The sequence below is a fragment of the Psychrilyobacter sp. genome, from assembly GCF_049671765.1.
In the GTDB taxonomy this organism is placed as follows: Bacteria; Fusobacteriota; Fusobacteriia; order Fusobacteriales; family Fusobacteriaceae; genus Psychrilyobacter.
The window spans coordinates 1-12287 of sequence record NZ_JBATVM010000212.1; the positions used below are offsets into that span (position 1 = coordinate 1).

At 30.2% G+C, this 12287-nt stretch carries 10 protein-coding genes; 3 read left to right on the forward strand and 7 right to left on the reverse strand.

Going from position 1 to position 12287, the window contains the following annotated elements:
• Positions 1-90: 90 nt before the first annotated feature.
• Complete coding sequence (locus WBG30_RS10235; RefSeq protein ID WP_424504555.1) at positions 91-657, forward strand: nitroreductase family protein; 567 nt, start codon at positions 91-93, stop codon at positions 655-657.
• Between the two features lie 187 nt (positions 658-844).
• The gene (gene yihA, locus WBG30_RS10240) at positions 845-1483 is read left to right on the forward strand and encodes a ribosome biogenesis GTP-binding protein YihA/YsxC (RefSeq protein ID WP_424504556.1); all 639 of its coding nucleotides are present in this window, start codon (positions 845-847) and stop codon (positions 1481-1483) included.
• A gap of 65 nt (positions 1484-1548) precedes the next feature.
• Here yihA and WBG30_RS10245 read toward each other — a convergent pair whose 3' ends face one another.
• The 5 genes from WBG30_RS10245 to WBG30_RS10265 form a co-directional block, all read right to left on the reverse strand.
• Positions 1549-2448 carry a DMT family transporter gene (locus WBG30_RS10245; protein ID WP_424504557.1) on the reverse strand — a complete coding sequence of 300 codons (900 nt, stop codon included), beginning with the start codon at positions 2446-2448 and terminating at the stop codon, positions 1549-1551.
• A gap of 198 nt (positions 2449-2646) precedes the next feature.
• Entirely contained in the window at positions 2647-4305 is a 1659-nt protein-coding gene (locus tag WBG30_RS10250) for an amylo-alpha-1,6-glucosidase (RefSeq protein ID WP_424504558.1), read from the reverse strand.
• 14 nt (positions 4306-4319) lie between these two features.
• Positions 4320-5147, reverse strand: a complete 828-nt coding sequence (locus WBG30_RS10255) for a carbohydrate ABC transporter permease (protein ID WP_424504559.1) — start codon at positions 5145-5147, stop codon at positions 4320-4322.
• A gap of 2 nt (positions 5148-5149) precedes the next feature.
• Positions 5150-6106: a carbohydrate ABC transporter permease gene (locus tag WBG30_RS10260; protein WP_424504560.1), complete on the reverse strand. Its 957-nt coding sequence runs from the start codon at positions 6104-6106 to the stop codon at positions 5150-5152.
• Between the two features lie 12 nt (positions 6107-6118).
• Complete coding sequence (locus WBG30_RS10265) at positions 6119-7336, reverse strand: ABC transporter substrate-binding protein (RefSeq protein ID WP_424504561.1); 1218 nt, start codon at positions 7334-7336, stop codon at positions 6119-6121.
• A 279-nt stretch (positions 7337-7615) separates the two neighbouring features.
• On the opposite strand from WBG30_RS10265, the gene ebgA reads away from it, so the two are divergent.
• Positions 7616-10672: a beta-galactosidase subunit alpha gene (ebgA, locus tag WBG30_RS10270; protein WP_424504562.1), complete on the forward strand. Its 3057-nt coding sequence runs from the start codon at positions 7616-7618 to the stop codon at positions 10670-10672.
• Between the two features lie 122 nt (positions 10673-10794).
• Here the strand turns inward: ebgA and ebgR are convergent, their stop codons facing one another.
• Together ebgR and WBG30_RS10280 are read right to left on the reverse strand one after the other, a co-directional pair.
• Positions 10795-11802, reverse strand: a complete 1008-nt coding sequence (gene ebgR / locus WBG30_RS10275) for a transcriptional regulator EbgR (protein ID WP_424504563.1) — start codon at positions 11800-11802, stop codon at positions 10795-10797.
• Between the two features lie 196 nt (positions 11803-11998).
• A partial coding sequence (locus WBG30_RS10280) for a transposase (RefSeq protein ID WP_424504564.1) occupies positions 11999-12287 on the reverse strand: 289 nt, incomplete at its 5' end.

Sequence of the window (12287 nt, forward strand, 5' to 3'; positions counted from 1 at the left end):
CTAAAGAAGTAAAAAAAGATATGACTATTCATTTTGCGAAAACTTATGATGATGTCAAAAAAATAGCATTTGTAAAATAAAAGGAGAAATATGAACACAGTATTAGAAAATATAAAAAAACGTAGATCTATTAGAAAATATAAGGAAATACAGATAGAAAAAGAAAAAATTGAAGCGATTATTGAAGCGGGACTTTATGCTCCTAGTGGTCATAATGCTCAACCATGGCATTTTACTGTATTACAAAATAAAAATGTAATAGATCAAATAAGTGTAGGAACAAAAGAAGCCTTGAAAGATTGTGAGACACCACTATTTAGAAGGATGGCAAGAAATGAAAGTTTTCATATCCTATATGATGCACCTACAGTAATAGTTGTATCAGGTAAAAAAGAGGGTGCTTATTCTATGAAGGCAGACTTAGGTGCTGCGACACAAAATATGCTCTTGGCTGCTGAATCATTAGGAGTTTCGACTTGCTGGATAGGATTGGTAGTTGAGTATTTTAAAGGTGAAGAAAAAGACAAAAGAAATGAAGAAATGGGAGTTCCTGAAGGATATGAAGTTCAATATGCTGTAACTTTAGGTTATTCATCATTAGAAGGAAGTCCAAAGCCCCATGTAAGAAAAGAAAATACAGTAACTTATATTAAGTAATAAATTTATAGACAATAATTAAAAAATAGAACACAGAGACCCACAGAGTAAAAAAAGAGATTCACAGAGTTTTTCTCTGTGTGACTTTCTTTCTCCTCAGTGTATCTCTGTGTCAAAAAAAATTATATAAATTTATTATAATGTGAAAGTTCAGTTATAACTGATGTAAAAAAGAGGAGAATAAAAAATGGAAATAAAAAACTCGGATTTTGTTAAATCTGCAGTATTTGAAGCTGATTATCCAGAACCAATAAATAGCATAGAATTTGCCTTTGTGGGTAGATCAAATGTAGGGAAGTCATCTCTTATAAATAGTTTAACAAAAAGAAAAAAAATAGCTAGAACATCAAAAACACCAGGGAGAACTCAATTAATAAACTACTTTATTATAAATAATGATACTTATTTAGTAGACCTTCCAGGATATGGATTTGCCAAAGTTCCGAAGGCTGTAAAGCAAGCTTGGGGAAATACTATGGAAAGATATTTAGCTTCTAAAAGAAGTAAATTAGTATTTGTATTACTAGATATCAGAAGGGTACCAAGTAGAGAAGATCTAGAGATGTTAGAATGGTTAGATTACTATGACGTACCATACAAGATTATATTTACCAAGGTAGATAAGATGTCTAACAACGAAAAATTTAAGCAATTAAAAGATATCAGAAAGAAGATAGAATTTAAAAACAGTGATGTATTATTCTATTCTGCAGTATCTCATAAAGGTAGAGAAGAATTGTCTGAGTATTTAGATGAAGCTTTAGAAGAGTATGCAAATCATGTTCCACCTGTAATTGACCAGGAAGAAGAAAATATAGAAAATTAAAAAAAAGCTAACTATGAAATTTTTCATAGTTAGCTTTTTTACTTTTTGATTTATCATTATAAAATTTAACTAGAGGCAATATCACGTTTCTTTTTTTTCAAAAATTCCCATTTAGTTTCAGCAGTGATAATGGCCATAAAGATAGCAACTCCTCCTACAATCATCTTAAATGTTAGGATTTCTCCTAAAAGTATTATAGAAAAAAGTGTTCCAAAGAGTGCTTCTGTAGATAAAATAATGGCAGTTCTAGAAGCCGTAGTATGTTTTTGTGCTGTAGTCTGCAAAAAGAATGCAATCATAGTACTAAAAATCCCAAGATAAACTACAGATAAAATACCAGTAGTTCCAATCTCTGTAGGAAGAGTTTCAAAGAAGAAACCAAATACAAAGGATAGAATAGCAGCCACAGCCATCTGTATAAGTGTAAGGAGAGTAGTATCGACTTGTTTACTATAATATCCAGTCATACTGATATGACAAGCAAAACCAACGGCACATATGAGGGATAAAGTATCTCCAAGTCCAAGGGAAAAGTTTCCGTCAAAAGAAAGAAATCCTATCCCTAAAAAACACATTACAGCTGCAGATAGAGACCATATATCGGGTTTTATTTTTGTAATAGCCCAAAAGATAAATGGAACCATAACGACATTAGTACCTGTTAAAAATGCATTTTTAGAAGCTGTGGTAAACTGTAGTCCTACTGTTTGGGTAGCAAAAGCAAAGAAAAGGAAAAATCCAACAATAGAACCTGCTATAATGTCTTTTTTTTCAATTGTTTTTATTTTCTTATAGAAAACAATTCCCATAATAAGAGCTGCTATCAAGAATCTAAACGCCATCATATAAAATGGTCCTAGTCCACTATCGAGCGCCATTTTAGAAGCGGTAAATCCAGAACCCCATATGATAGCTACAATAACAAGGGTAAGGTCTGCTATTATATGTTTTTTGTTTTTTTCCATTATCTTTCCTCCTGTTGGAATTTATTTTTAGAAATATCAAACTTAATATTAGAGTATACTATATATAGATGTATTTATCTTAGTATTGCTATAAATAAATCAAATAATTTTTATAGAAAGAGGATATCTAATAAAAAAAGACGACTCATGAGTAAATTATTTTACTGAGGTCATCTTTTCTTTATTAATAAAGTAAAGTTAATAATAGTTATTTAAAATAAGGTAAACACTAGAAGTCCAGTTAAAACCATCATCTCTTTGTCCTTCTCCAGTAATCGAATTATGATTTTCATTTAGACCAAATTGGTCTATAAGATTACAATATCTCTTTGCCAAATCATTTGCAAATTTCGTATCACCAGAGCGTAAGATACCATCTATGAACAGCATTGTTGTAGGAGCCCAGATGGGACCACGCCAGTAGCCATCACCTTTATAGTATTTACTTTCTTTAGATTCTGTTGAGAGGCCAAATTTAGTTAAAAATCTATTTTTATCTTTCAATTCTTCAATTATTTTATCTCTAATTTTAGAAGGTAATTTTTTACCTAAGAGTATAGGCATATAGACAACAAGACTATCACCCTTTTCAACAGGTATAAAATTATCTCCATTATATCTATAACCTATAAATTTTTTGTTCTTATAGAACTTATTAAGTAATAAATTTAATAAATTATTGGACTTTTCTACCCATTGATCTATTTCATCTTCAGGCTTATTTAATTTTTTTCCGAAGAAACTCAATGTATCACATTGTAATATTAAAAAAGTTAATAGATCAGGACCTGCCAAAGGAGCACCGTCTATAAAAAGAGTAGAGTTATCCCAACCAGAATCATTTCCATGGGTGTAGTATGGGATCTCATCGATTGTCTTATGCTTTAACCAGTAGTTAGTCCATTTTACCAAGATATTATAAATTTCATCTAAATATGGATTTAGATCTTTTTCGTTTCTTTCATACATCCATTTTAACGCCCAACCATGAATGGGTGGTTTTGAACATGAAAAAGACGAGTACATATTATTAGCAAAATCAGGAAATGCTCCATTTTCGTCTTGTAAATCTCCGAAAATTAAGATTTGATCAATTGCTAATTTTGGATCTAGATCTAAAAGAGACATAGCAGCAAAACAGTTATCCCAACTCCAAATATTTGTCATCCAATTCATAGACATATAAGAAGCTTTTCTTTTTAAAATACCATCTTCAGAAACAATACTAGACCAAAGGCAATATTTAGCTAATTCATTTTTTAAACCTTTGTTTTTTAAACCTTTAGATTTCCAAGAATCAAATTCCATCTTTATTTTATGTGTTTCATCATTAAAGTTTAATCTTGTAGGTTCTATCCAAACACTTTTGTAAAAATCTAATGCTAAAGAAAAATGTTTTTGTGTTATAATTTCAACTTTTTTACACCTATCTTTTTCCCAAGGAGCATTTACTTCTAATACACCTTCTATAGGAACAGCCATAATCTTAATTTCTTTTGAGTAACTATTAATCTCCCATTTTCCGTGATTAGAAGGGATCGCGTTATCATAAGTTTTAGAGTTAAGAGTTAGTTTTATACCAACCCCCTGGCCTTTTATTCTTATTTCATTTCCTCTTGGAAAATTTATTTGAACACTTCCATTTTTCCCATATATTGTTAATAATTCAGGAGAAGAAGTAAAACTAATTACTTCTTCATCTATTAATTCTACTAAAAATAAATTTCCTAAATCTAAATCACCATCTTTGACACTTCTAATATAGATTCCATCTCCTAATTCTCCTTTGCCAATCCAATTTGTAATAGCCAGATAGGAATTATATCTACTAAAAGATATTTTTGATATATCAAACATCTTTAACCTCCTTGTTATCCTTTTAATCCGGTGCTACTAACACCATCAATTATATGTTTTTGAGCTATGAAAAACATGATTAAAGGTGGCAAACATATGAGAGTAGTAATAGCCATCATAGATGTAGTATCTACTCCATTCATTCCTTTAAATTGTGAAAGGCCTAAAGATAGTGTATATTTTCTTTGGTCATTTAAAAAAATTAGCGGACCTAGGTAATCATTCCAAGTGCCTAAGATATTAAAAACAGATATTAAAACTAATGCAGGCTTCATAAGCGGTAAATAAATTTTCCAGTATATTTGGAATGCGTTTGCTCCATCTATTTTGGCGGCTTCATCTAAATCTTTGGGAATACCCATTAAAAATTGTCTTAGTAAAAATATAAAGAAAGCTGATCCAAAATATGAAGGGACAATTAATGGTTTTAAAGTATTAATCCATCCTAAAAAATTAAATTGCATATATAGAGGGATCATTGTAACGTCCCAAGGAATCATCATTGTAGCTAAAACTATCATGAATAAAAAGTTTCTTCCTCTAAATTCAAACCTTGCAAATCCAAAAGCTACTAATGAAGAAGAAAATACTTGTCCTATAGTAGATAATACAACAACGATTAATGAATTTTTTAAAAATAAATTAAATGGTTGTAAATTCCAAGCCTTCATAAAATTTTCAAAATGCCAAGTAGTAGGAATCCATTTTGGTGGAAATAAGAATACCTCTTCGGGTCCTTTTACTGAAGTTGTTAAAAGCCAAAAGAATGGGGCTAAAAACAAAAGAGAAAAGAATATTAATATTATATAAACACAAGTTTTTTTTAAGTTTTTTTTAAACATAATTACCCCTTTTTCTTTTTAATAGTTGCTTCACTTTCATAAAAAACCCACATAGAAGAAGATTTAAAAACAAGTAGCGTTAACGATAAAATAATTAAAAACATAAACCAAGCATTGGCAGCAGAATATCCCATTTTAAAATATTTAAATGCATTATCATAAACATACATTGCATAGAAATAAGTAGAGCCAACAGGTCCACCGCCAGTGAGTAACAGTGCAAGAGATAATTGTTGAAAAGCACCGATAATACTTGTGATAACATTAAATAGTATTGTAGGACTTAGCATAGGTAAGGTAATATACATAAATTTATAAAAGACATTAGCGCCATCTATATCAGCTGCTTCATAGAGTTCTTTTGGTATGTTTTTTAAACCAGCTAAAAAGATTAACATCATAGTTCCTTGACCCCAGACACTGGCAAATACCATGGCAAAAGTGGCCCAATTGGGATCTCCTAACCAATTGGGTCCTTGAATCCCTATAGTAGATAAAAAATAATTTAATATACCGTATTCATCACTATACACCCATCCCCAAATCATAGCTAGGGCTACGCCTGAGATTACAGATGGCATATAAAATAATGTCTTAAAAATTCCAGCACCTTTAACGTTATTGTTTAAAAGAAGAGCGAGAATCAAAGCTACACTTATATTTAAAGGAACAAATATTCCTGCAAATTTAGCTGTGATCCCTAAAGATTTCCAAAATTGTGGGTCTTCAAAAAACATCTCTTTATAGTTTGCTAACCCAACGAAAGTTGGGTTTCCTATTATAGGCCAGTCGAAAAAACTAATTACTAACGAAAACAGCAATGGTCCTAGAGTGAAAAATAAGAACCCTAAAATCCAAGGCATGATAAACAAATAAGGTATAAGAGTATCTTTTTTCATTTTACTAAAGACACTGGGCTTTTTTCTTTTTTTTTTCTTTATATCAAGAATAATATCCATAAAACACTCCTATTATTTTAATAATCTTTTAGATTTTTCTACGACTTCATCCATTATCACTTGAGGATCTCTTAATCCTAGCATAGCTTCTTCAATAGCTGGAGATAGATTTCTTTGAATTTCTTTCCAATTTGAATTTAATAAGAAAGATGGAGTACTGTCTGCTAAAGTTAGCATTTCATAGAATGGTTTTAATTCTTTATTTTCTTCTATACCAAATGATTTAACTAAAGATTTTCTTACTGGTAGATCAGCGACTCTTAACTTTGCAGCTTTTTCACTATTATAAAATTCTATAAATTTCCAAGCTTCCTTTTTATGTTTAGATCCTTTCCACATTGAGATTGCAGAAACTGACATAACAGATTTAGGAGTTTTTTTATTGAAAGATGGAAGGATAGCTACTCCTACATTAATGCCAGCTTTCTTATAACCATTTAATGGCCAAATACCATTTTCAAACATGGCAATCTTAGAAGCTTTAAAAATATCACTTCCACTTTGTTGTTGTTTTCCACCAACTAAGATACCAGATTTATTATCAACTAATTTTCTCATACTTCTAAAAATTTCTATAGATTCATTACTATTTAAGTAACCTTCAAGAGTCTTCCCATCTGGGCTAATATAAGAGGTACCATTACTCCATAAGAACTGCTCAAAATCATAAGGGTCAGGTTTACTTAATAATCCAATACCATACACTCTGTCATCAGGATTTGAGAGTTTAGCAGCTTTTTCTACTAATTCATTCCATGTCCAATTTTTACTAGGATATTTTACTCCAGCAGAATCAAACATATCTTTGTTATAAAATACAACATGGGTAGTAAATCCAGAAGGAATTCCATATGTATTGTTATCTACTTTAACATAGTTTAAGAGTCCACCATAATAATCATCTAAATCGACGTTTGTACTATCTTTAATATAACTGTCTAAATTTTCTAACTGAGATGAATAAGTTGGAAAATCCCACATATACATAACATCAGGAGCATTTTTAGCCCCAAAAGAAGCGACTAATTTTTGATCAAATCCTGACCCATAAGCCTCTACTTGTACTTTAATATCTGGGTTATCCTTCATGAATTCTTCTGCAATGTCCTGTTGAATTTTTAATGCATCTCCAGAATCCCATGTTGCAAATCTAAGAGTTATACCTTGTTCTTTTTGTCCGCAACTTATTAAAGCTAAGCATGCTACTAACATAAATATAATTTTTTTCATTTCTTTCCCCCTTTTTATTTTAGTAAAAATATTAGTATATTTTTACCTATATTTCGATTATAGTTCTTATTGAGGTTATTGTCAATTAAATTATAACATTTATTGCTTTAAAGTTTAAAAGTACTTAATAATTATAACTTTATAGTTTAAAATTATTTTTTTTGAAAACGGAAATAAATTTTTAAACAGGTGTTTTAAATATATTCCTTGACAATAAAGTAAACGTAAAATATAATTATATAAAATGTTTACTAAATTTTTTACTAGTGGAGGGAGAATATGTTAGATTGGGAAAATCAAAATCTTTTGCATAAAAATAGGATGGAGGCTAGAGCTAATTTTTATACATATGGAAATAAAGAGAGCGCTCTTACATTTATGCGTGGGAAATCAGAGGGATTTAAATTATTAAATGGTATATGGAAATTTTCATATTATGAAAATCCAAAATTTGTGCCTTCAAATTTTTATACAGAGGAATTTGATAGTGACAAACTAGACGATATAGATGTCCCTAGTTGTTGGCAATTAAAGGGTTATGGTCAGATGCAATATACAGATGAAGGCTATCCTTTTACTGTAAATGCTCCTCATGTTCCCAGTGAAAATCCAACAGGGATATATATAAGGGAATTTTACCTTAATAAAGATGAAGTGAAAAAACAAAATATTATTAGATTTGATGGAGTGGACTCTATTTTTTACCTTTATATAAACGGAAAAGAAGTAGGTATGAGCAAAGGAAGTAGACTGACTGCTGAATTTGATGTTACAGACTATATTAGAGAAGGTGTTAATAAAATAGCAATTAAAGTTTTACAGTGGTCAGATTCCTCTTATATAGAGGATCAGGATATGTGGTGGCTATCAGGAATATTTAGAGATATTTTTATCGTATCTAGAGATAAAGTTTCTATTCATGATATTTTTGTTAAAACTCATTTAGATTTAGAATATAAAGATGCAAAATTAGAAATAAATTTAGAACTAAATAATTTAATGGAAGCTATAGAGGTAGAGATCGAATACACACTATTAGATGTAAAAAATAAGGTTGTAACAAAAGATCAAAAAACTATGACTTTAGATAAAAAAGAATCATTAAAAAATATTATAGACATAAAAAATCCATCAAAGTGGACAGCGGAAACTCCTAATCTATATAGCTTACTTATAACTCTAAAAGTAGGAGATAAGGAACAGGTTGTATCACAGAAAGTTGGATTTAGAAAAATTGAATTAAAAGATGGAAATTTTTATTTGAATGGTAAATATTTTATGCTAAAAGGTGTAAATAGACACGATCATGATCCTAAAACTGGTAGGACAGTATCTAGAGAGAGAATAAAAAAAGATCTTCTCCTTATGAAACATCATAATATAAATGCTGTTAGGACTGCTCACTATCCAAATGATCCATATTTTTACGATCTATGTGATGAATTAGGTCTATATGTAATGGCCGAAACAGATTTGGAATCCCATGGATTTATGTGGGTAAAAGATCTATCGAGATTAACTTGCGATCCGACTTGGAAAGATGCGTATGTTGAAAGGATTGAAAGGGCATTTCATAGGGAAAAAAATCATGCTTCTATTATATTTTGGTCTATGGGGAATGAATCAGGATTTGGTGAAAACATGAGAGCTATGGTAGCAAGATGTAAGGAATTAGATGATACCAGACTAATTCATTATGAGGAAGACAGGGAGGGAGAAGTGGTAGATATAATTTCTACAATGTATTCTAGAGTAGAGAATATGGAAGAATATGGGAAAAATCCACATTCCAAACCTAGAGTTATCTGTGAATATGCTCATGCCATGGGAAATGGTCCTGGGGGTTTGAAAGAATATCAAGATATATTTTATAAATATAAATCAATTCAAGGTGGATTTATCTGGGAGTGGATAGATCATGGGATAGAAGCAACAGATGAAAATGGAGATATCTACTATCTATATGGAGGCGATTATGGAGATTATCCAAATAATTCCAATTTTTGTATAGATGGTCTTGTTTTTCCTGATCAAAAACCTTCTCCAGGGTTAATTGAATATAAAAAAATTATAGAACCTGTAAAAATAAGTGAAAAAAACTTAGAATTAGGAGAGATAAAAGTAAAAAATATGTATGATTTTATATCGCTAGATCACTTAGAATTAAAGTGGGAAGTAGTAGCTGGAAAAACTCTTTTAGAGAGTGGAGTAGCAGATATAGATGGAATCTATCCAGGAATGGAGGGGGTAGTAAGAATTCCAATAATAGATATGGATATAAATTTGGTTAATACAGATTATTATCTTAATTTTTCTGTAGTGACTAAAAAAACTTGTTCTTGGGCTATAGCTGGCCATGAATTAGCAAGGGAGCAATTACTATTGCCTTTTAGATTAGAAGGTGAGTATTCAGGAAAAACCAATAAAGACATCAGATTTGAAATTTTTGAGAAAGAGCACAATCTTTTAGTTAAAGGTGAAAATTTTGAAGTCAAGTTTTGTAAAGTTAGAGGGAAACTTCTAAGCTATAAACTAAAAGGTAGAGAAGTCATAGAAAAAGCACCATTTTTCAATATGTGGAGAGCCCCTATTGATAATGATATGTATATTAAGGAAATTTGGACAAAAAATTACTTCAAACAGATGCAGGAATCTGTAAGGTATATAGAGATAGAAATTACAGATGAATATATAGAATTGATTGTGGAGGCTAGGGTAGCACCTCCGGTATTCGAATATGGCTACGATATTAGTTATAGATATAGAATATATAATACAGGTATTTTAGAGATAGGTCTTGAAGGAGTACCTAAAAATGAATTTCCTACAATGATACCTAAGTTAGGATTACAATTAAGTATTAATAAAAATTATGAAAATGTATCTTGGTATGGAAGGGGAGAGGGAGAATCATACTGTGATTCTAAACTTGCCAATCAATTTGGGATATATAGAAAAAGTGTAGATGAATTATTTACTAACTATATATATCCACAAGAAAATGGGAACAGAACAGATACAAAATGGGTAACTTTTACAACTCATAAGGGTGATGGATTTTTTGTTAAGTCAGATAGGAGTATAGATTTTTCAGCACATTTTTATACAATGGAAGATTTAGAAAATGCTACTCATTCGAATAAGTTGAAAAAAAGGGATTTTATAACTCTCAACTTAGACTATGCTCAAAATGGTTTAGGAAGCAATAGTTGTGGACAGGAACAACTTCCTGCTTATAGACTAGATGCAAAAGAATTTAAATATAATATGATATTTGTACCATTCTCTAAAGATGAAATAGATGAAGTAGAATTAAATAAAAAGTATAAAGTATAAATAACAAAGAACCAGACTTTGAAAAATTCAGAGTCTGGTTCTTTTATGGTTTAGAAGATTATAGATACCAAGGGCATCACCAAAATCTAGATTGTGCTTATCTGGATGCAACGTCACGCTGCTTATTTAGAACTATCTCTTAAAATTAATTTAGTTGGGACTAGTATTTTTAAAGGAATATCTCTATTCATCTCTAATTTTTGGAACATGAGTTCTACAGCTTCAATTCCCATAAACTCAGAATGAATTCTGACCGTTGAAAGGGAAGGGAAAGTAAACTTAGCATTTGGTATATCATTTACACTGATAATAGATAGGTCATTTGGAATATTGATAGCATTTTCATTAAAAGCCTTCAGAGCACCTAATGCCATAGAATCGTTTGCGATAAATAAAGCTTCAGGAATATTTTTATCTTTTATTAACTTAGATGCTAAATTATATCCATCAATGGTAGTAAAATTTCCAACGTATATATCTTTTTCAGAAATAACACCTTTAAAATTGCCATATTCCCTAAAGGTACTCTCTCTAGAATCGATATTAATGGTACCATCCTGGGCTATATCTCGTCCACCAATAAATCCAATTCTATTATATCCCGTCTTTATAAAGTAGTTGATTACATTCTCTACAATTTTACGGAGATCTACTACTACTGAATCAAATTTTTCTTCATCAGGACAAGAGTCTACAAATATAATATTATCAGAAATTGAATTTAAGTTTTTAATCTTCGCTGTACTAAACCATCCTACGGCAAGAATTCCATCTACTTTGGATAAATTGTTAGTGGTTGTAGTATCTATATCAGGGTAGTAGAATTTTACTATATTAAAGCCTCTTTTTTTACACTGATTCTCAATCCCAAATTTAATCGAACGATAGTAGGAGTCTTCTAATTCGACTTTCTCACTATGACTAAAAACCACACCTATTTTATATTTTCGTTGTATTTTTTTATTTAAATATCTCTCTGCAATAGTTTTGTAACCTAATTCTTTAGCAGTCTGAAAGATCTTAGCTCTTGTTTGATCCTTAACGCTTATATTTTTATCTTCATTTAAGACTCTTGATATAGTTGCGGGAGATACACCTACTTTTTCAGCTATTTCTTTGAGTGTGGCCATATATTACCCTCCAGTAAAAGTTTTATTATTATTATAATTATTATACCTTTAATTAGTTATAAATTCAATAAAAGCTTTTGAAATATTGGATTAGAAAGGTAAATTTTTTACTCTATTGAGGTTAGTAGAGATAACAAATATCCACCTAATAAAAGTCTATAATATAACATAAGGCTCTTTGTCAATTGTGGGGGGATTAAAAAATTCTTAACATAAGCAAATTCCTTAGATTTTCAAATTCTCTGATCCCATAAGATTGTCGTTTTATCACTTTTATTCGATTGTTTATTCCTTCTGCTAATGCATTAGTTTTTTCATAATAGAATGATGCTACAACTTCTGAATACCAGTTTTCAAAAGTTTTTTCTAATCTTTTTATTTCTGGTATTTTAGATATCTGAACCAGATCAATCCAATCATCAAATTTATTATGTGCTTCTTCCCCTTTGTTTCCAGTTACATATCTATCGAAATAAGCCTTTATG

Bases quoted from the DNA above. Each gene is read 5' to 3' on its own strand.
- WBG30_RS10235 (WP_424504555.1), top strand. From the start codon at position 91: ATGAACACAGTATTAGAAAATATAAAAAAACGTAGATCTATTAGAAAA.
- yihA (WP_424504556.1), top strand. From the start codon at position 845: ATGGAAATAAAAAACTCGGATTTTGTTAAATCTGCAGTATTTGAAGCT.
- WBG30_RS10245 (WP_424504557.1), bottom strand. From the start codon at position 2,448: ATGGAAAAAAACAAAAAACATATAATAGCAGACCTTACCCTTGTTATT.
- WBG30_RS10250 (WP_424504558.1), bottom strand. From the start codon at position 4,305: ATGTTTGATATATCAAAAATATCTTTTAGTAGATATAATTCCTATCTG.
- WBG30_RS10255 (WP_424504559.1), bottom strand. From the start codon at position 5,147: ATGTTTAAAAAAAACTTAAAAAAAACTTGTGTTTATATAATATTAATA.
- WBG30_RS10260 (WP_424504560.1), bottom strand. From the start codon at position 6,106: ATGGATATTATTCTTGATATAAAGAAAAAAAAAAGAAAAAAGCCCAGT.
- WBG30_RS10265 (WP_424504561.1), bottom strand. From the start codon at position 7,336: ATGAAAAAAATTATATTTATGTTAGTAGCATGCTTAGCTTTAATAAGT.
- ebgA (WP_424504562.1), top strand. From the start codon at position 7,616: ATGTTAGATTGGGAAAATCAAAATCTTTTGCATAAAAATAGGATGGAG.
- ebgR (WP_424504563.1), bottom strand. From the start codon at position 11,802: ATGGCCACACTCAAAGAAATAGCTGAAAAAGTAGGTGTATCTCCCGCA.